This window comes from Paenibacillus chibensis, from assembly GCF_004001045.1.
Classification (GTDB): Bacteria; Bacillota; Bacilli; order Paenibacillales; family Paenibacillaceae; genus Paenibacillus_AQ; species Paenibacillus_AQ chibensis.
This window is the reverse complement of the sequence record NZ_BIMK01000023.1, coordinates 1-19,772: the sequence shown is the minus strand read 5'-3', so window position 1 is coordinate 19,772 and position 19,772 is coordinate 1. Positions and strand designations below refer to the sequence as shown.

At 46.8% G+C, this 19,772-nt stretch carries 23 protein-coding genes and 2 pseudogenes; 22 read left to right on the top strand and 3 right to left on the bottom strand.

Annotated features, from left to right (window positions below; translation table 11 throughout):
• The first annotated feature begins 3 nt into the window (after window positions 1–3).
• From PCH05_RS17710 to PCH05_RS17695, 4 genes and pseudogenes are all read left to right on the top strand, one after another.
• Window positions 4–1,485 carry a sensor histidine kinase gene (locus tag PCH05_RS17710; RefSeq protein ID WP_127604258.1) on the top strand — a complete coding sequence of 494 codons (1,482 nt, stop codon included), beginning with the start codon at window positions 4–6 and terminating at the stop codon, window positions 1,483–1,485.
• Window positions 1,482–2,168 (top strand): annotated as a pseudogene (locus PCH05_RS17705) (response regulator transcription factor). Before PCH05_RS17710 ends, PCH05_RS17705 begins: the two are co-directional and overlap by 4 nt.
• Window positions 2,169–2,549: 381 nt before the next feature.
• Window positions 2,550–4,004 (top strand): MDR family MFS transporter, encoded by a 1,455-nt coding sequence (locus tag PCH05_RS17700; RefSeq protein ID WP_127604256.1) that lies wholly within the window; start codon window positions 2,550–2,552, stop codon window positions 4,002–4,004.
• A gap of 237 nt (window positions 4,005–4,241) precedes the next feature.
• A complete protein-coding gene (locus tag PCH05_RS17695; RefSeq protein WP_127604254.1) occupies window positions 4,242–4,601 on the top strand; it encodes an SH3 domain-containing protein in 360 nt (119 codons plus the stop codon).
• A 162-nt stretch (window positions 4,602–4,763) separates the two neighbouring features.
• On the opposite strand, the gene PCH05_RS27350 is transcribed toward PCH05_RS17695, so the two are convergent.
• Window positions 4,764–4,940 (bottom strand): hypothetical protein, encoded by a 177-nt coding sequence (locus PCH05_RS27350; RefSeq protein ID WP_164766695.1) that lies wholly within the window; start codon window positions 4,938–4,940, stop codon window positions 4,764–4,766.
• A gap of 111 nt (window positions 4,941–5,051) precedes the next feature.
• On the opposite strand from PCH05_RS27350, the pseudogene PCH05_RS17690 reads away from it, so the two are divergent.
• From PCH05_RS17690 to PCH05_RS17675, 5 genes and pseudogenes are all read left to right on the top strand, one after another.
• A pseudogene (locus tag PCH05_RS17690) lies at window positions 5,052–5,442 on the top strand (short chain dehydrogenase); the annotation flags it as partial.
• An 87-nt stretch (window positions 5,443–5,529) separates the two neighbouring features.
• On the top strand, window positions 5,530–5,640 hold the full coding sequence (locus PCH05_RS27735) for a DUF6254 family protein (RefSeq protein WP_246049701.1): 111 nt from the start codon (window positions 5,530–5,532) through the stop codon (window positions 5,638–5,640).
• Between the two features lie 312 nt (window positions 5,641–5,952).
• Window positions 5,953–6,666, top strand: coding sequence for an alpha/beta hydrolase family protein (locus tag PCH05_RS17685; RefSeq protein ID WP_127604252.1), 714 nt, complete (start codon window positions 5,953–5,955; stop codon window positions 6,664–6,666).
• Between the two features lie 302 nt (window positions 6,667–6,968).
• Entirely contained in the window at window positions 6,969–8,144 is a 1,176-nt protein-coding gene (locus tag PCH05_RS17680; RefSeq protein WP_127604250.1) for a cation:proton antiporter, read from the top strand.
• 115 nt (window positions 8,145–8,259) lie between these two features.
• The gene (locus PCH05_RS17675) at window positions 8,260–9,066 is read left to right on the top strand and encodes a TetR/AcrR family transcriptional regulator (RefSeq protein ID WP_127604248.1); all 807 of its coding nucleotides are present in this window, start codon (window positions 8,260–8,262) and stop codon (window positions 9,064–9,066) included.
• A gap of 62 nt (window positions 9,067–9,128) precedes the next feature.
• On the opposite strand, the gene PCH05_RS17670 is transcribed toward PCH05_RS17675, so the two are convergent.
• Window positions 9,129–9,908, bottom strand: coding sequence for an MFS transporter (locus PCH05_RS17670; protein WP_127604246.1), 780 nt, complete (start codon window positions 9,906–9,908; stop codon window positions 9,129–9,131).
• A 409-nt stretch (window positions 9,909–10,317) separates the two neighbouring features.
• Here PCH05_RS17670 and xynA point away from each other — a divergent pair, with 409 nt between their 5' ends.
• From xynA to PCH05_RS17650, 4 genes are all read left to right on the top strand, one after another.
• Complete coding sequence (gene xynA / locus PCH05_RS17665; RefSeq protein ID WP_127604244.1) at window positions 10,318–10,956, top strand: endo-1,4-beta-xylanase XynA; 639 nt, start codon at window positions 10,318–10,320, stop codon at window positions 10,954–10,956.
• Between the two features lie 181 nt (window positions 10,957–11,137).
• Window positions 11,138–11,983: a formylglycine-generating enzyme family protein gene (locus PCH05_RS17660; protein WP_127604242.1), complete on the top strand. Its 846-nt coding sequence runs from the start codon at window positions 11,138–11,140 to the stop codon at window positions 11,981–11,983.
• Between the two features lie 279 nt (window positions 11,984–12,262).
• Window positions 12,263–12,532 (top strand): CD3324 family protein, encoded by a 270-nt coding sequence (locus PCH05_RS17655; protein WP_127604240.1) that lies wholly within the window; start codon window positions 12,263–12,265, stop codon window positions 12,530–12,532.
• Window positions 12,533–12,669: 137 nt separating this feature from the next.
• Entirely contained in the window at window positions 12,670–13,197 is a 528-nt protein-coding gene (locus PCH05_RS17650) for a DinB family protein (RefSeq protein ID WP_127604237.1), read from the top strand.
• A 44-nt stretch (window positions 13,198–13,241) separates the two neighbouring features.
• Here PCH05_RS17650 and PCH05_RS17645 read toward each other — a convergent pair whose 3' ends face one another.
• A complete protein-coding gene (locus PCH05_RS17645) occupies window positions 13,242–13,856 on the bottom strand; it encodes a nitroreductase family protein (protein ID WP_127604235.1) in 615 nt (204 codons plus the stop codon).
• 109 nt (window positions 13,857–13,965) lie between these two features.
• On the opposite strand from PCH05_RS17645, the gene PCH05_RS17640 reads away from it, so the two are divergent.
• From PCH05_RS17640 to PCH05_RS17605, 9 genes are all read left to right on the top strand, one after another.
• Window positions 13,966–14,214, top strand: a complete 249-nt coding sequence (locus PCH05_RS17640; RefSeq protein ID WP_127604233.1) for a hypothetical protein — start codon at window positions 13,966–13,968, stop codon at window positions 14,212–14,214.
• On the top strand, window positions 14,198–14,368 hold the full coding sequence (locus PCH05_RS27345) for a hypothetical protein (protein ID WP_164766694.1): 171 nt from the start codon (window positions 14,198–14,200) through the stop codon (window positions 14,366–14,368). The genes PCH05_RS17640 and PCH05_RS27345 overlap by 17 nt, the downstream gene beginning before the upstream one ends.
• Window positions 14,369–14,470: 102 nt before the next feature.
• Window positions 14,471–14,962, top strand: a complete 492-nt coding sequence (locus PCH05_RS17635; RefSeq protein WP_127604231.1) for a hypothetical protein — start codon at window positions 14,471–14,473, stop codon at window positions 14,960–14,962.
• A gap of 256 nt (window positions 14,963–15,218) precedes the next feature.
• Complete coding sequence (locus tag PCH05_RS17630; protein WP_127604229.1) at window positions 15,219–15,905, top strand: hypothetical protein; 687 nt, start codon at window positions 15,219–15,221, stop codon at window positions 15,903–15,905.
• 94 nt (window positions 15,906–15,999) lie between these two features.
• Window positions 16,000–16,320 (top strand): DUF3139 domain-containing protein, encoded by a 321-nt coding sequence (locus tag PCH05_RS17625; RefSeq protein ID WP_127604227.1) that lies wholly within the window; start codon window positions 16,000–16,002, stop codon window positions 16,318–16,320.
• A 236-nt stretch (window positions 16,321–16,556) separates the two neighbouring features.
• Complete coding sequence (locus tag PCH05_RS17620; RefSeq protein WP_127604225.1) at window positions 16,557–16,853, top strand: hypothetical protein; 297 nt, start codon at window positions 16,557–16,559, stop codon at window positions 16,851–16,853.
• A gap of 542 nt (window positions 16,854–17,395) precedes the next feature.
• A complete protein-coding gene (locus PCH05_RS17615; protein WP_127604223.1) occupies window positions 17,396–17,638 on the top strand; it encodes a hypothetical protein in 243 nt (80 codons plus the stop codon).
• 430 nt (window positions 17,639–18,068) lie between these two features.
• Window positions 18,069–19,367, top strand: a complete 1,299-nt coding sequence (locus tag PCH05_RS17610; RefSeq protein WP_127604220.1) for a site-specific DNA-methyltransferase — start codon at window positions 18,069–18,071, stop codon at window positions 19,365–19,367.
• A gap of 135 nt (window positions 19,368–19,502) precedes the next feature.
• Window positions 19,503–19,718, top strand: a complete 216-nt coding sequence (locus tag PCH05_RS17605) for a hypothetical protein (RefSeq protein ID WP_127604218.1) — start codon at window positions 19,503–19,505, stop codon at window positions 19,716–19,718.
• Window positions 19,719–19,772: the final 54 nt, after the last annotated feature.

Sequence of the window (19,772 nt, the reverse complement as noted above, 5' to 3'; positions counted from 1 at the left end):
CCAATGTCGATTCGCATTAAATTGCTGCTTTCTTACGCAGCTATGCTGATTATTCCGCTCGTGATCATGTGTTTCACTGCCGTGCTCCTGGTTGTCGCGTTTAGGGGCGATCTTCAGACGATTCGCGAGCAATACGGGGCTGGAGCCCATCGCATGTTCGAAGACCAACCGATCGAAGGTTTTTTAAAAGAGTTGAAGCGCAGCGCCAACAACAATCCTGCCGTTTTAAGCGAACCGGATTACTTATCGGGTATAGACGAAGAACTGTCCGCCAATAAATCCGGTTTGATCGTCCGTAAAGGCCAAAGCTTAATCTATACGTCGCCTTCCTGGGGGAGCTCGGACATCCTGAAGCATTTACCGGCGTTCGAAGGATTGCATCAAGTGGAACGAAATGCACCGGAACGGATCGGTAAGCAGCTTGTGACTTTCGCGCATTTCGACTTTCGTTTTCCCGACCAGACGCCGGGTACCGTCATCGTGGTTACGACTGTGAATCCATTGGTGAATTTCACGCAGAAATTTTTTCCTATCCTGTTTCTTATCGGCATGCTGGTGCTGATCCTGACGAACACGCTGTTAACGTATTTTGTGTCCAGGAGCATTATCAAGCCCCTTCAGAAGCTCAAAGCAGCCATGAACCGGATGGAAGCAGGCGACCTGGATTTTCAGGTGAAGCCGACGAGCAAGGACGAAATCGGGGAGCTTAGCATCGCCTTTGAACAGATGCGGCATAAGCTCCAGCATTCGATCCGCACCCAAATCCAATACGAAGAAAACCGCAAGGAGCTCATTTCGAATATCTCCCACGATCTTCGCACGCCGCTGACGGCCATCCGGGGGTACGTGGACGGTTTGGGTGACGGCATTGCGGACACGCCGGAGAAACAGCAGAAGTACATCCATATCATTTCCTCCAAGGCGGAAGAGATGGACCATTTGATCGATGAACTGTTCTTATACTCCAAGCTGGATTTGAACCGGCTGCCCTTTCAGTTTGAAATCGTTGATGTGCATGCGTTTCTCATGGATTTATCCGGGGAGCTTGAATTCGACTTGGGTAAACAAGGTGTTCAGTATGCATCGAGCATCGCCGTAGAACCGGAAACCGATGTGCTCATCGATCAAGACAAGATGAAGCGGGTATTCGCGAACATTATCGATAACGGCTTGAAGTATATGGATAAAGCGGAGAAGAAAATGGAGCTGCGAGCCTTCATGACGAACCATGACGTGGTGATTCAGATTTCGGATACCGGACGGGGGATCGAAGCCGGCGCGCTGCCGCATATCTTCGAACGTTTTTATCGCGCGGACTTATCGCGGAACAGCCGTACGGGCGGGAGCGGTCTCGGGCTCGCGATTGCCAGGCAAATCCTGGACGGCCACGGAGGCACGATTCGAGCGGACAGCATCTTGGGCGAAGGGACCAGCATCACGATCACACTTCCGCGAAGAAAAGATAAAGTTGGTGAAGCGCAATGAAACGGATACTGATTATTGAAGACGAAAAAGTCATCGCTGAGCTGGAAAGGGATTACTTGGAGGCTCATGGCTACAAGGCGGATTTCGCCATGGACGGCGATTCGGGTTTGAGGCTCGCGATCCGCGGGGAGCATGATTTGATCATCTTGGATTTGATGCTTCCGGGCATGAACGGGTTTGATGTCTGCAGGCAAATCCGCGAGGAACATAACACCCCATCCTGATGGTAACCGCGAAAAAAGAAGATATCGACGTGATTCGTGGCTTGGGGCTTGGCGCCGACGATTACATTACCAAGCCATTTAAGCCGGGCGAGCTGGTCGCGCGGGTAAAAGCCCATTTAGCCAGATATGACCGGCTGGTCGGCACCTGGAAAAATAAAGAAGAAATTCGCATTCATGGCCTGTTGATCGACTATGGAGCACGAAGAGTCTTCGTGCATGAGCAAGAGGTCATTCTGACCGCGAAGGAGTTCGATCTGCTGTAGTTCCTGGCGCTTAACCCCAACCGCGTGTTCAGTAAGGACCAGTTATTCGAAAGGGTATGGGGGAATGGATGCCATGGGTGACGCACAAACGGTCACGGTCCATATCCGGAAACTGAGGGAGAAAATAGAAACCGATGCGTCAAAGGCCCAGTACATCGAGACTTTATGGGGTGCCGGGTATCGCTTCCGATTGTAAAAGGAACAGATCTTCGTGGTGAGAGGCCAGGCGAAGTTCTGTTTTTTTATATGCATAATTTCTATATTTGAAAATTTTTATCGGAAAATGAGTGTGGTGTCGATTTCCATGTCACTCGTTCGTTGTCAATATAGAAGCCGGGTTACAGAGTCCATCACTTTACCTGTACTCCCGAGCAAAGTTAATGACAACTAAGCTCTTGGGATATCCTATCCCGAGAGCTTGTCTTACCCAGGTGAATCGGAGTAGTGCGAAATAACAAATTTTTTAATTTAAATTGTAGTCGTTTAAAAGAGGTCAACAAGCTTGTCTTATGGTAAAATTAACAAGCTGAATCCAAATAAATTATAGAAATAACGGAATTAGGAGGGAGAAATACATATGAATACTTCGGGTGCCGCAGCGGCTTCCACACCTGTGGACATCAGTAATGTGAAGAAGCTGCCCATCTTGATCTCCTTAATATTGGGGGCATTCTTCTCCATATTAAACGAGACGCTGCTGAACATCGCTTTTCCGGAGTTTATGGTTGAATTGAAGGTGTCTGCTTCAACGCTGCAGTGGCTGGCAACGGGCTACATGCTCGTCGTGGGCGTACTGGTCCCGGCATCGGCACTGCTTGTGCAATGGTTTACGACGAGGCAAATGTTCCTGGGTGCCATGATCATCTTTACGCTTGGAACGATCGTGTGCGCATTCGCGCCCCAATTCTCCATCCTGCTGGTCGGTCGTTTGCTGCAGGCAGCAGGTAGCGGACTGATGCTGCCGGTCATGATGAATACGATCCTTGTGCTCTATCCACCGGAAAAACGGGGAGCGGCCATGGGAACGATTGGTCTTGTCATCATGTTTGCTCCGGCGATCGGGCCAACTCTATCCGGATTGATTCTGGATTCTTTTGAATGGAGATGGCTGTTCTATCTGGTACTGCCATTCGCGATTATTTCCATCGTTGTGGCTTCTATTTATTTGAAAAATGTTTCGCAGCCGACCAAACCTAAAGTGGATGTCGTCTCGATTATCCTGTCCACGATCGGCTTCGGCGGTATCGTATACGGCTTTAGCAGCTCGGGTGAAGGAAGCTGGTCTCATCCGGAAGTATACGGCACCATTCTTGTCGGGGCGTTGGCGCTATTGTTGTTTGCAATCCGGCAGCTTAGACTTCGTGATCCATTGATGGACCTGAGATCGTTTAAGTTTTCGATGTTTACATTGACAGCCTTCATGCTGATCATTATGATGATGACGCTATTCTCCACCATGTCGCTGCTGCCGTTCTTGTTCCAGGGCGCACTTGGAATGACTGTATTTGCATCGGGTCTGCTCATGCTGCCGGGGAGTGTGCTGAACGGTCTGATTTCCCCGATCACAGGGAAGCTGTTCGATAAGTTTGGACCCCGGGCCTTGATTATTCCGGGAACTGCTTTCCTGGTGATCATTATGTGGTTCTTTACACGGATTACCGTCGAAACAACCAAGGTTGAGCTGTTGATCCTGCATATTTGCATGATGATTGCCATTTCGATGATCATGATGCCGGCTCAAACAAACGGAATGAATCAGCTGCCGGCACGCTACTATCCGCATGGAACGGCCATATTGAATACGCTCCAGCAAGTGGCCGGAGCAATCGGCGTAGCTTTCTTTATCAGTGTGATGTCATCGGGTCAAAGCAGCTTTCTGAAAGCTTCCTCAGATCCGAATTCGCCGGGGCAGATGGCTCAGGCCATGGTGGCCGGCGTCCACAATGCGTTTATGATTGGATTCTTCTTCTCGATTGCGGCTCTGATTCTCGCTTTGTTCTTCAAGCGAATTAAAGGTCCGGCCGAGGAATAATATTTGCTTCATTCTACTGGTAACCGGATTTCCGTCTAAAGATGGAATCCGGTTTTTTTTGTCATCTACCTCCATAGCCTCAAGCTTGGTATCCTGGTGATTCCTGACTTGGCACCGGCCGAGTGGATGCTTGAATATGGTTAGATGTTATGAAATAATTAAAGCACCAACAAACATATGTTCTCTGTGTGAAAAGAGAAATATATCGTCAAAGATGAACTGATCAGGAGGTACCGCATGTCTCAAATCTATCAAGTTATTGCTCCACACCGTACAAATTATCCCAAGCCGATTCAGCTCACCCAAGGTCAAACCGTACTATTGGGGAGAATGGATGATGATCCGGAAGGCTGGAAAAACTGGAGGTATTGCTGGACCATTGACCGAACGATGGAGGGCTGGGTGCCAGAGCAAATCATTCAAAAAAATGGTGCGGAAGGTATCATTACGGAAGATTATTGTGCCAATGAGCTCCATGTCAATGAAGGCGATATCGTTGAACTGTTTAGGGAACTTAATGATTGGGGATGGTGCCGGCGAAACGAGGAAGAGGAGATGGGCTGGATTCCGATGCGGAATTTACGGCTTGGTACATAACAAAAAGTATATAAATATACATTAGGAACGCCCAATGGAAACATACACTTTCCATTGGGCCAGGATCTTCATGCAGAGCTTTGGATGTAGCTTTCCCGTCGGTACCTATATCCGGATACTTAATTTCTTTTAGATCCAATGTGTTCATCTTGGACCTTTCGATTAATACAGGCGTTCCTCGCCGGTAATTGGATTTTTGAATGCGGACCGAAATTCTTCGCTGCTGCCTAGCTCTTCGCCGAATTCGGTATCTTTTTCTTTTGATGCTGTTGGATGGCTGGTTACTGCAGTCTGATCCTGTTTATTGTCATGTTCCGCAAAATTCTTTTCTTCATACATTTCTCTTGGTTTCCTCCTCGGTATGACCGTTTTTCTTATAGGATGCAACGGATACCCTTTCACTATGCATTACCGTATAGTGCTTCATGAAAGCAAAATATGATATTAAAAATTACAGACCTGACGCCGGAATTGAATGAGCTGGCCATCGAAAGTAAATTGAAAGGCCAGATCAATCTGGTTCTGCTCGGACTGGATTACGTGAATGATGGAGGGAGCTTCACGCTGACAACCGGTATTTTAATGGATGACCCGATTGCGCAAAGGGGCTTCTGCAGCCATGGCGAATGGAGGCGTCAAAGCGTTCGTCAAATCCGCGGCCATCGAAATGCCAAGAGGGATTCGCATTAATAGCGTTAGTCCTTCCGTCTTGCAGGAATCATGGGACCAGTATGCTTCTTTTTTCCCTGGATTCGAAGCCATACCGGCCGCACGCGCAGCTCTTGCGTTCATCAAAAGCGTTGAAGGCGCGCAAACCGGACAAAATTACGAGGTATATTAGCATTCCATATTCATGAATGATTCGAGCGATGAATTGACAACATAAGGAAGTGGTATACATCTCTTTTTCCGAGGAGGACGATCTGTTATGGCTCACCAGAAGAGAAGAAAGGAAGCTGCCTGGAAGTCGCGTAAGCAGGAACAGCATCCCCATGGTAAAATCAAATCGCTTAAAGAGTTATCAAGCGAGAGCGAGTAGATTGAGAAGCATACTGCAGAAAAAGAAGGACTGTCGGTGTCATGCGCCGATAGTCTTCTTTTACGTATTACGTCAAATAAGGGTTGCAGAACAGAATAAATTAACCTGAAGCACTCCGCTGACGTTAGTGATGAGGAAATGATTCAAAATATACGTTTATATCCGTGCAAGGCAGGTTAATGTTTCGAAGATATGGAACAGATCATGGAAGATCATCAAGATTATCGATTCAGGAAGAAGCATTAATAATTTATTCGATATGGCATATATTCTGTCTTGAACATGAAGCCAAATAGGGAGCGACGGGTAAAAATGACGGAGACATTCGTATCCTCCAATAGCACATGTACACTTGACTGCCGCACGGTGGTTGTCTTTTTGGCCGGCCTGATGACGTATCGGAACAACTTCGAGGAAGCTGCAAGCGAGGTTGCCCGGAAATATCCGGGAGCCAAAATCGTTATCCTATTCCCTTACGGGACGGCCAATGGAACAACGGGTTCATCGTTTGTCAGCCTGCTGGGCCGCCAGCTTGCTCAAGTCGGCTACGATTTAAACCATGAACGATCCAGACGGGTCTTGAACGCGGCACAAGTGATCCGTGAGCACGGGGCATCCGCGGATCACCTGCTTCTGATCGGGCACAGCGCCGGCGGCGTGATTGCTTATCGGGCAGGGCTTCATTTGGAGGAGAAGTTCGGCTTTCAGCAGGTTCAGGTATTTGCTGTAGGCAGCCCAAAATTCCGGTTGAAGGACATTCCATACAATGATCAATTCACCTATATTACCGGTCAAAGACCAGACGGGATTACCCGAATTGGCAGCTGGCACGTGCCGGGTTCACGGGTGTACCAAGGAAAGCCAGGAAGGGAAATCCAAATGAATTTCAATCCCATTCATCGGGGTTGGCGGTTCCATGCTTCGTATTTCTTAAGATCAGCCTGGACAGACTCGAATCAAGTTTTCCACAACAATGCGGAAGACCTGGTATCCAAAATTCATGAGCTATACCCTGGGAACGGATGAAGCCAAGTACAAAACGGGCTTATATTCTAAAGACTAATCCCGGTATATGATGGTTTCCCCGCAATTAATATTGAATAAATGCATAAAATAATGTATAATAGAAGAAATTCATACATCGGAACACCGGAGGAGCCTGTCACGACAGGCTCCTCTCTGCCGTTTTTTAAGGAGAGCCCTGTCGTTGACCGGGCTCTTTTTGCGTTTTTTTCCGGGTATGAATGTCTCATGTTCCAGAGCTGGCGAATGAAATAAGGTTTTCCAGCAAAAGATTTATGTATTCAAAACCAGAAGGAGGCGCTTAAATGCTTACAATCATGTTGTATCTTGCTATCATTTTGCTTGCCACCAAGCTGCTCGGCGACTTATTCGTCCGGCTTGGTCAGCCTTCGGTTCTGGGAAAGCTGCTGGCTGGCATTCTCATCGGCCCCGCCGTACTTGGATGGATTCATCCGAATGAATTTATATCCATTTTTTCTGAAATCGGCGTTCTGCTGCTTATGTTTATGGCGGGTCTCGAAACCGATCTGGATCAACTGCGGAAAAATTGGAAGTCAGCGTTCGCGGTAGCTGTCGGGGGGATTATCCTTCCGTTTGTCGGTGGTTATGGAGCGGCTGTGCTCTTTGGCCTTAGCAACAACCAGTCGCTCTTCCTTGGATTGCTTCTTTGCGCCACTTCTGTCAGCATTTCCGTGCAGACCTTGAAAGAGATGAACCGGCTGAATACGCGGGAAGGCACGACGATTCTCGGTGCAGCCGTCGTGGACGACGTCATCGTCGTGGTCATGCTGGCGGTCATGATGAGCTTGCTCGGAACAGGCCATGATATCTCCCTTGGCTTACTCATCGGCAAGAAGGTGCTGTTTTTCATTGTGGCCATCGTGGTCGGCTGGTTGGCTGTTCCTTGGTTTTTGAAGTTTTTCGCACCCCTTCGGGTTACCGAATCGGTAATCAGCGGAGCGCTGATCGTCTGTTTCGCCTTATCTTATTTTGCCGATCTGATGGGCGTGGCCGCCATTATCGGCGCATTCGCGGCAGGCATTGCCGTTTCGCAGACGCCATTTAAGCATGATGTGGAGGATCGTCTGGAGCCCATTGCTTATTCGATCTTCGTACCCGTGTTTTTCGTCAGTATCGGACTGAACATCACGTTTGAGGGGGTAACTTCCCAATTGGTGTTCATGATTGTGATTTCTATTGTAGCAATTCTCACCAAGCTTCTCGGCGGCGGACTCGGCGCGAGAATGACCGGCTTTAATACCCGCTCTTCACTGGCCATCGGATCAGGAATGATTTCCCGCGGGGAGGTCGCGCTCATTATTGCCGCAACGGGACTGGAGTCCGGCCTGCTCCTTCAGAAATATTTTACCTCTGTCGTCATTGTTGTCATTATCACTACCCTCGTTACGCCGCTGATGCTGAAGTTGTTATTTGCGGACGGAAAAGCAGATGGGGATCAAGCATCACGTGTGAGCGAGTAAGCCGCGGCTTTTTATGCATGAATAGAGAGCAAAGGATTTGGCATTATGCTATACTGTTTATAATATAAACACTTTATTCGTGCAGGCTGCGTTTGAATGACTGGGGGGAATACGAATGAGCCATGACGATATAACGGCGGAAGAAATCACGAACATTTTTCCTGCCGGCGCTTCGCTTGCTTGGGGATTGGCGAAACCGCCGCAGCGCGGTCCCAAGCGCGAAATGAGCATCGACCAAATCGTGAACAAAGCGGTGGAAATCGCGGATAAAGACGGCTTGGCCGCCGTCTCCATGAACCGAATCGCTTCGGCGCTTGGATTTACGGCCATGTCGCTCTACCGTTACATTCCCAGCAAGGATGATCTGCTGATCTTGATGCAGGAGGCGGTATGCGACATCTCGTTGCCCGCGGAAAAGCCTCCGCAGGAATGGCGGGAAAGCATGCGTGATTATGTCCTGGGCACGATTGATATTTTCCGCAAGCATCCGTGGTATGGAGACATCCCGATTTTCGGCATTCCGATCACACCCAACAATCTGCTGATCGTGGAATGGGCGCTGCAGCCGCTGCGCGACATGCCGCTGAACGATTTTGAGAAAATGTCCATCGTACTGCTCTTAAGCAGCTATGCCCGAACATACGGGATGCTGCAGCGGGACATCGATCGCGCCGTTCAGGCAGGTTCCAGTGAACAAGAGTTCGGCGGGCTCAATTACTCGGCGGCGCTTCGTCATCTCATCAAGCCGGACCAATTTCCGCATTTATATCCGATCGTAATGTCCGGCGCATATATCGGCGAGAACGAAGACGAGAACACGGTCGGTGATGATATGAACTTCGGTTTGGAGCGCATTCTGGATGGGATCGAGCAATTTTTGAATCAGAAGAGGACCTCTGATGCTTTACATCATCATGAATAAAGCTGACGTGTAATATAAAAAGGCTACTTCCAGGCAAATGCCAGGAAGTAGCCTTTTTCGTGTTATGCTCGGGACGATGCGGCAGTATTGACGTCCGTCTTCTTATCGCGAAGAAGCACCGCCGTGATGATCGCGGCCAGAACCAGGATCACTCCGGCAACAAGGCAGGTGGTATGCATGGAGGTCACAAAAGCCTCGCGGGATGCATCCATCACATGTGATGCCGTTTCCGCAGGCAATTGGCTTGCGGCGCTTGAAGCACCTGCAATCGTCTGCTCGGCGGCATGCGCTGCTTCCGGCGTCAGTCCCTTGGGCAGAAGAGGGGAGACCGAGTTCCGGTATACCGCTGCCAGCACGCAGCCCAGAAGGGCAATCCCGAACGCGCCGCCGAGTTCGCTGGAAGTTTCGATCAAGCCTCCGACAGCTCCGGCTCGGTCCACGGGAGCGACCCCCACCACGTAATCCGTAACGAGCGTCATCACGGAAACGATGCCTGCCGCGATCAATCCGGCTCCGACAAGCACGATGACTAGCGGTGAGAAGCTCTCCAGACGGATCTGGGTCAGTACGGCGAATCCCAAGGCAGCGATCCCGAAGCCTGCTATCATGACGCGCGGTCTTCCGTATGTTTGTGAAAGTTTAGCCGCGATCGGCGCAGCAGCTCCTACGGCGACCGAAGGCAGGACGCTCCACAAGGACGCAACGAACGGTGAATATCCAAGCACCGATTGAAGAAACTGGGTATTGACCAGCGAGCTTGCCATAAGCGCGAACGTAGCGATGAAATTCACGAGAATCGAACCGCCGATTCGCCGTTCCATCAGCGCACGGATATCGAGCAAGGGCAAAAAACAGGACAGCGACGTCCATGGATGCGAACATTAACGGCAGACATAAAATGCTTAGCGCAATCCATTCTTTGCGGCCTGCACGTTTGGCCGATTGAGGGTTAAGGGTTGTCATGAAAACATCTCCTTGCTGTTTACTGAATAAACAGTTATTTTTATAAACAGTATATGTCGTAAACAGTAAACGGTCAATATAAAATTGTTTTTCCAGTAATATGTAAAATTATCAATACTTCATCTTTAATTTGGCATAAGAAATGTAATCGCTTCCAAATTATAATCTATCCGAGAGGAGGACAAGGGATTCACGAGACAGCAAGGGATGACTGAAACACAGCCAAGAGGATCATTTCATAAGTAGAGGTGTAATTCCAAATCCATAACAAATCGTAGGAGGTAATTTATGTTTAAGATGAGCAAGAAAATGTTGGCGTTCGTTTTTGCAGCTTCCATGAGCTTCGGGCTGTTAGCATCCACCTCCAATGCAGCGACGACAGACTATTGGCAAAACTGGACCGATGGCGGCGGGACGGTCAATGCCGTGAACGGCTCCGGCGGCAATTACAGCGTGACATGGCAAAATAGCGGAAATTTCGTTGTCGGCAAGGGCTGGAATACAGGATCGCCGAATCGGACCATTAACTATAATGCCGGTGTCTGGTCTCCGTCTGGAAACGGGTATCTGACTCTGTACGGGTGGACAAGAAACTCGCTCATCGAATATTACGTCGTGGATAACTGGGGAACGTACCGGCCTACGGGAACCTTCAAAGGAACCGTAACCAGCGATGGAGGCACGTACGACATCTATACATCACAGCGTGTGAATGCCCCTTCCATTGACGGCACGCAAACCTTTACGCAGTATTGGAGCGTTCGCCAATCCAAAAGAGCAACAGGGGTTAACTCCGCGATTACATTCAGCAACCATGTGAACGCATGGGCAAGCAAGGGAATGAATCTCGGCAGCAGTTGGGCTTATCAGGTGTTAGCGACGGAAGGATATCAAAGCAGCGGCAGCTCTAACGTTACAGTATGGTAACCCGCATCTCTACGAAATAACGGATATACAACGGACTGTTCCCCTGAATCCATAACTATCCGTCATGCGTTGCAGGCCGTTTCGTTTCTTGGGGACGATCGGCCTTCAGCGCTTGCCGGAGACATGCCGTGAGGCCATAAGAACTATCATTTTTCCTATTCAGCTTAAAGGAGAAATATCGATGAGAAAGCTATGCCTGTTTCTAATGATCGCCTCCATGACAGTGATCATCAGTGCTTGTTCGCATCCGAAGATGGATAAGAAGAATGATGATTTGGTTTTCGTGAAAGGCGGGAGTTTTACAAGCGATAAATCCAGTGACAATGTAAAAAGCGTAAAGCTGCCGAATTTTTATATTGGTAAATATGAGGTAACCCAAGCGGAATGGGTGAAAGTCATGGGAAGCAATCCATCGGAATTCATTGGGGAAAATTACCCCGTTGAAATGGTCAGCTGGTACGATGCGGTGGAGTATTGCAATCGAAGAAGCATGCAAGAGGGCTTCGTGCCCTATTACAATATAGACAAGGAACAGCAGGATTCGAATAATAAGAACGGGAATGATCCGATCAAATGGACCGTAACGATCCATGAGGGAGCAGACGGGTACCGTTTGCCTACCGAAGCCGAATGGGAATACGCCGCCAGCGGAGGCCAGGTGAGCAAGGGTTACACCTATAGCGGCAGCAATCAAGCCGACGAGGTCGCATGGTATTGGAGAAACGCTGGAGACAAATACTTAAACGGCAACTGGAATTGGCCTGTCATTGAGAGCAATCATAATCAAACCAAACACATCGGCACGCGAAAGCCCAATGAGTTGGGCATTTATGATATGTCCGGTAATGTGCGGGAATGGTGCTGGGACTGGTTCGAAGATTCGAATTTTACAAGCGGTACGTTTCGGGTCGTGAAGGGCGGCGGCTGGATCGGCGACGTCAGCAACAACGAGATCTCTTTTCGCGGCAAATTCGATCCAAACGGATTCGGACCCGATCAGGGGTTCCGCGTCGTACGTGGGGGATAGCCCGGCCAGGGTTTACATAAGGAATAAATGGTTTCATTCGTTCATAATGGCCTTGCGACATCAGCTTCAAAAATATGCTATACTTTCAATGTAAAAGGGGGTGCGTCAAAGGATGGAGAATCTGTTCGGATTGTCTGTCGCTTCTTCGACTCATGCAGAGCCAATTATTGGGATAGCGTTACTTTGCATGGGGCCAAATCCTTTATAACGCTAAATTCGCTTTTCTCATATGTTGGCTCTGCGCCTTATTTGAATTATCAAATTAAGGAGCGGGCGACAGTGAAATATACGAATGCGACAAACGTATTACCCGAAAAGCTGATCATGGAGATCCAAAAGTACGTTCAAGGCGAGACGATTTACATTCCCAAGCCGGAAAAGGCATACAAATCATGGGGAAGCGTTAGCGGCGGAAGACGGTGGCTTGATCGCCGCAATGCCGCGATTCGACAGGCTTTTATGAATCATCGAAGCATAGAGGAGCTGTCTCAGGAATACTATCTCTCCGTTGAAACGATAAAGAAAATCGTCTACTCGAAAAAAAAATAAGGAAGGCACTGGTGAAGCGAATTCATCAGTGCCTTTTTATGCAATCCTTCGTCACGAAATAAGCTGGCATCTCTGATATAATTATTTTCATATTGACGGAAAACCATTGGATATTGATCACAGAAAGGAGCCAGGATATGAATTTTAAGATGGGCGAAGCGATTGAGATTCTGGAACGCACACCGCAAACACTGGCATGTTTTTTATCCGGTATCTCTGATGGATGGTTGCAATGCAATGAGGGAGAAGGCACCTGGAACGTTACGGATGTGATTGAACACCTCATCGAAGGGGAGAAAAATAACTGGATACCACGATTGGAATTTATTCTTCAGGAAGGTGAAGGAAAACCTTTTCCTTCGTTTGATCGTTACGCTCATCTCCAAGACAAGCCGGAAAGACCATTTGAACAAAAGCTGTTTGAATTTAAAACGATTAGAACCCAGAATATATCCAAGCTTAAGGAGATCATGGATTCTGAATCGCAATTGGAACTGACGGGTTCGCATCCGGCTTTCGGCGTCGTGAAGTTAAGAGAGTTGATATCTACGTGGGTTGTTCATGATTTAACACACATGAGGCAAATCGTGCGGGTCATGGCTGAGAGATATCGGGCGGACGTTGGCCCTTGGACGGAATATTTGGGCATATTGAATAACAAATAAGAAAAACAAAAGCTGGCCAAATGGCCAGCTTTTGAATTTAAGAATTACTCTTCGAATTTCCCTTCAAAAACAAGTTCATTTAGCGGGCGGCGGTTATTCGGGACCTCGCGCTGCTGGAATGCTTCCGGCAATGCGGATTTATCTCCGTGATACCCGAGCGCAATTACGGCATGAAGATCAAACTGCTCTGGGATGTTCAGCAATTGACGGGCTTTGTCGCGGTCAAAACCGCCCATGGCATGCGTGAACAGACCGAGCATGGTCGCTTGGATAGCCATCGAGGCCCAAACTGCACCCGCGTCGAAAGCATGCGCTCCATTCGGGTCGCCGTTAGCTCTAAGCTTGTCGGAAGCGACAAGAATCAGCACTGGGGCGCTGGACGCCCAGGATAAATTGAATTCGTTAATGAATTGATGAAATACGCTGCGCTGTTCTTCGGTTTTAGCGACAAAAAAGCGCCAAGGCTGATCATTAAAAGCAGATGGTGCCCAGTGTGCGGCATCCAGTACGGTATATAGATCCTGATCGTTCACCTCGCGATTCGAAAAAGCGCGGGTAGACCAGCGGTTCAGGAAAAGAGGACTTACCGGATAATCGGAAACGCGTTGGTCCTGCACCTCCGCTGCAATTACATTGACGATTGCTTGCACGTTGCTCATGTATGAATATCACCTTTCGCAATAAATTTTCATTTTCAGTATAAGTTACTTACTTAATATTATCAACTTACAATTTAATCACCCGACCATCCTGGAGCTTGCCGATCACATGAAATATCAATCTTCCTCGACTGCTTTTAATATCATGGAACAGTTGGTCAAAAAGGGGTTTATTTCCAAAGGTGCTGGTCCCCGTATGCTGCAGGTGATCAAACAAGAATGTGTGTGCAAACTTTGCGAGGAAAACCCAGGCGAAATTTGGATGCGTAACACGAAGAGCGGCAAAAGAATTTTCATTTGTCAGGATTGTCACAGCGATGTATGGGGAGTGGATCAAAGAAATGGACAAGGGGCTTAAAACGACGTATTGGACGCCAGAACAGATCGAGGCTCATTGTAAAGCAATCGGAGCCGATAAAGTACCAGCTAAATCTAAAAAGGTAACCAGCATTACAGCGCCGCAGCAAACACAAGGCAGCAATCATTACAGCCACCGCGGTGGTGAATGGTAAGAACACAGCAAAGACCCCCAATACCTTGGCCGGCTGCGGGGGTCCTAGTGTGGTAAACATTTCCTTCAACCCAATATTAACATACAAAGGGGAATGAGGGGAATGGCGATGGCATGGGGACAAGGGGAGCTCTTTCCAACAGCTAATGAAACGGAGATCCAGCGGACAAAATTCCTGCTCGGTAAATATACAAAGATGATTGCTTTAATGCAGGATTTTGAAAAGTTTGAAGCTGATTTAAAGCAAGTCGCAATCGATGGAGAAGCAGCTCGCCGAATTGATCAGGAGGACCTGCATGCGGATAAAACCGCCAATGCGACAATCTTGATAGAGAAACAACGCTGGGTGTATCAACAGTACCGGTTTTATACTCATCAATTGAAGCGAGCTTGGGCGCTCATCCAGGATGACGATGAGAAGAGGGCGATTGATTACAGATACATTCAGGGATACTCGTATAAAGAAACACTGCTGTTCTTCCGACGCAGCCTGAGTGATAGTACAATTCGCCGGAAGATCAATGATGGAACTGAGAGTATGGCCAATACTCTAAAATTGATTGGTTTTTTTGATGAGGATACTACTGAGTTTTAGGATTTAGAAAAATAGCGATGAACTAAGATCTTGAAGCATGGTCTTAGGGCATCGCATTTTTTTGCTTTTTAGTCCTTTCTAGATACTAAACTTAAAAGAAGTTTCTTTCTTAGACTCTTAATTATAAAAAAATTCCTAAAATTCAAATATTTTCATATTTTAGGTGTTTTATATATATGAATAATGCATCTATTAGGAGGAGGTGGGGAATTAAGGTAGATGCTATTCTAATTTTATTCAGAGGGGAACTGAAATAATGAAAAAATCATTTAAGTTAGGATCAATTATTTTATCGATGGTATTACTATTAACTGTTTTCCCAGTAAGTAGCTTTGCTGCAACTTATTATCCACCTGGGGGCATTGTAGCTTCGCCTGGGGATATCCTTATAACAAATAATACAAGCTCGAGTGGCTTAACTGGGCATGCAGGTATTGTGAATTCAAATCTATCTGTTTCAACTATCGATGGTTATGGCCAACATCCAACCACAAAATCTCTTACTACATGGTTCAATTCTAATCCTAACACAGTAGTAGTTAGGTACATCGGATCCGATTATAGTACTGTAAACCCTAAGGCTGGCAAATGGGCTGCTGATTATGTAGCTCAACATCCCAATGCAACTTACGGACTGGTTAATCAATATAAAGATTTGAACGAGGTATATTGTTCAAAAATCCCATGGCTCTCTTTTTATTCATATGGTGTAAATATCGGAAATCTATGGCCATCCGATATAGGAGTTATCCCACCATATGCTTACATAAATGCTGCTCAAGACCGGAAGTATGGTTTGGGTATCGCTGTCGTTTATGGTAGCTGGTCCAATCTTAGTTTGAAAGCACTAAGTGTCGATGAAACTGATTTTAGTCAGGATGAACTGTTGGAAGTACCTCATGCTAACATAGAAAATCCTAACGATTACGTATCAGGAAATTAATTTGTTTTTTTTGATAAATAAACCCTGCTTAAGCAGGGTTTATTTATTTTAGCATTTATATATATAATTGGTTTTTAGGAAGGAGGTGGGAGCAGTGAAAAGGAAACTGCTAGTTATTTCTATGTTTGTAATATGCTTAGCTGCAGTAATTGGATATTTTATTATTGATTATAAAAATAAGAGTACTGATTTAGAAAAAGAAGTAGTTTTATATGTCCAAGCTAAATATCCGGATACAACACTTAAAAATATTTCGAGTGGTTATTCCTTAAAAGGGAAAGGTTACTATGTGGATGTAATATATAATGACGAGCCAAATATAAGGTATACCTACATGAAATTTGATAACAAAATAACACTCAATGGTACCACTAATCCCGAAGGTAAGCATATGGATCCTTCATTTGGAAAATAACTGAATTGTTCTAGTTAAGTTTAATAATGACCATAAAATGCCTCTAAATTGAACATCACATGACAGATTTCCCATGATATTATGGAAGCATAGAAAAAGGCGAGAATGACACGCACGGCTGCATGAATGCGGCGTATGACCGGGGCGTAACTCTTCTCGCCTTTTTAACTTGATATAAAATACTCCCTGATTTATGGTAAATATGTGTATAAAGATAAGAAAGGGGAGAAATTTATATGGACATAAAAATGGAGTACCGTTTTACTGATTCATATTTACTGGTTTTTCTTCAGCATGTTCATGCAAAAGATAAGAAAGGGCATATAGACGCCTATAAATTATTAGGAAGACCATATAGAGATATGATAGAATTTGTTATAAATAGTTCTATCTATGAATGCGAGAATTTCGAGGATTTTATGAATTTTGATCCTTCTGAAGAAAAGAGGCTTCACGGTGTGGGTGTTGCCTATCCAGAAAAAGGATTGGAAAGAATGTTCGAAATAGCTAATCAACATCAAAGAAAGATGTGACGCTTGGGGCAAGTAAAAAAACAGAGAGAATCCGTGAATGTAGTGGAATTGATCGTTAAAACCGTCAATTATCACGTTTTACGACTTTGACTCATTTTCTGACCAATCAGTAAAATGGTCTTGTCATTCCTCTCAAGTTACTAAGTACAGATGCTTTTAAAGCAAAGAGCGCAGCGTTTTTGCAGCGGCCGTTACGGACGCCATAAACGCACGATCATACATAAGACAGCAGCAGCCGTTCCTTCACTGGGGCGGCTTTTATTTTTCTCAGGAGCGTGATTGTTATGAAGAAGTTCGTTAAATGGCTAATCAGGATAACATCAGGCCGATCGGCGCCACCAAGAAATCGAGGTGAACGCAGACATGGCAGGAAAACATAAACGGACGGCCCTTCCTTCTGAACCGAAGCAGCCGAAGAAATGCAAAGGGTGTTTTTGGGGAGAATGGACAGGGACGAAGCAGTTCTGCAGTAAGCGTCGTTGTGTGAAGCAGGGAAACCTCTCCTGATGTCGAATTATGTGATGATAGGGAGGTGACCGTGTATGAATGAAGTTAAAACTTATTTACTTCAAATATTCGAAGAAAAAAGCCCAGAATTGTCTATTAGACGGGATTGGGAAGTTATGATAGCTAAAGGTTCTGATGGCCTTTATTTTGGAAAGGCCAAGTGTCCTGCGCTTGGTGCTAACGCCGACTCTTATCCCTGGATAGAAACAAAAACATCGGATCTTGAAAGAGCAGCAGAATTTATGAAAGGCTACTGTGAACAAAGAACAAAAAGCTGAGCACCTTGGGGGGTGCTTTTTCTTTTGCTCATAAGACGCAATAGAATCCCGTTTCAGCGACCCTACTTTTTAACGTCCGAATGCAGGTGGATAGAAAGAAACAGGCAGGAGAGGGCCGCTGAATAACCGTGCGACTCTATTTTGCATGCACGTATACACGAAACCAACTCAACTCAAATTATGCCATTAACTATGATTAAAGCGTCACTGTCGAAAACATCATAATTGCGTATTATAAATTACACCACTTTTGATTTGGCTTTTTTAAGCATCTTCCTTCTACTGTGACTGCAGCGGTTAAAGAGTGGATCGCAGAGGTTGCCGCTACCTAAGAAAAGCGGCAATACATTATGATAATTAAGTCGTCCAAAAGGGCGGCTTTTTTTGTTGCACCTATATAGGCAACCAACTCAAATAGGAAGGTGAAATTATGAACATCAGAGTCATACCAATCGATCAGATTAATGCAGCTGCATATAACCCACGCTTCGACCTTCAGCCTGGCGATCCAGAGTATGAGAAACTGCGGCGGAGTATTGAATCCTTCGGATATGTCGAGCCTATTGTATGGAATGAACGTACAGGCAACATGGTCGGTGGGCATCAGCGGTATAAGATCATGGTTCACGAGCAGGGCTGCACGGAGCTGGCCGTAAGCGTCGTCGACCTGGACGATCAGCAGGAACGCCTGCTTAATCTGGCGCTTAATAAGGTTTCGGGCCGCTGGGATGAGGAAGCGTTGGCCACGCTGCTCGACGAGCTTCAGGAGGCGGGTGCTGATATTGTTTTGTCTGGATTCGAACATGATGAGATTACGGACCTTATCAACTCGCTGCCGAACGTTCCGGATATAGAGGAGCCGGTTGTTGAGGACGACTTCGATGTTGGGAAGGCTTTGGCTGACATCAATGAGCCTGAGACCAGGCGAGGTGATGTTTGGCAACTTGGTCTCCATCGGTTAGTTTGTGGGGATGCAACGGATCCGGAGGACATTGCCCTGTTGATGGAAAACTCCCAGGCTGCACTGATTGTCACGGACCCACCTTATAACGTCGCTGTTGAGAGTGATTCGGAGTGCCTAGCTGCAGATGGCCGGGGCTCAATATTGAACGATGATATGCCCGCAGAGGAATTCGCGGGCTTTTTGTATTCTGTATTTCAAAGCTACGGCAGCATAATGGATCCGTCTGCAGCAATCTACGTATTTCATCCCTCCTCATATCAGCGCGAGTTCGAGGATGCAATGAATGCAGCCGGAATTGTTGTCCGCAGTCAATGCATTTGGGTGAAGAATGCGGCTTCGTTTGGATGGTCACAGTATCGCTGGCAGCACGAGCCTGTCTTTTATGCCCACAAACGCAGCAAGGCGCCTTCTTGGTATGGCGATCGTCGGCAGTCGACCGTCTGGCGTGCAGGGCTACCTGCAGACGAACCAGAACCATCGACGGTATGGGAAGTCTCACGAGGTGACGTAGGTAAGTATGTTCATCCTACCCAGAAGCCATTAGAATTGCTGGCCATTCCGATCGGGAACAGCAGCCAAAAGGGAAACCTGGTTGTCGATCTCTTTGGTGGATCCGGCAGCACGCTGATGACGTGTGACCAGATGAGCCGTGTTTGTCGGACAATGGAACTTGATCCCAAGTTTTGTGATGTTATTAAGCGGAGGTATCACGAGGCCACTGGAATTGAACCTGTGCTTGTTCTCCGAACTGATCCTGTTGCATAGAAAAAGGAGGACGCGCGAACGTCCTCCCCTTGGACCAGGGTATCCCCCGGCTGAGATAGCGGCCCGCCGCGCGCGGCATTTTGCAGACATCCGCTATCTCGCATTCCATCATAACGGAAAGCCGAGGGGAACACAATGGGAACAAAACATGAAAAAGACATCTTGCTTCAACATGAGCTCGCGGTAATGGAAGGTATCATGGAATCCAAAGAGCAGTACCGTAAGATCGTAAAGGCAGGAATCGCTCGGTGGGTGAAGGACTTTCAGGACGGTCGCATCGAAATCAAAACGGTGGATGATCTGAAGAAGCTGATTGAAATAGATATTGAGTTACAAAAGGACGAGCTATGATCTTAAAGAACTTTATTTTCCTAATAATTCATCGATGAGATTTATGATGATTGG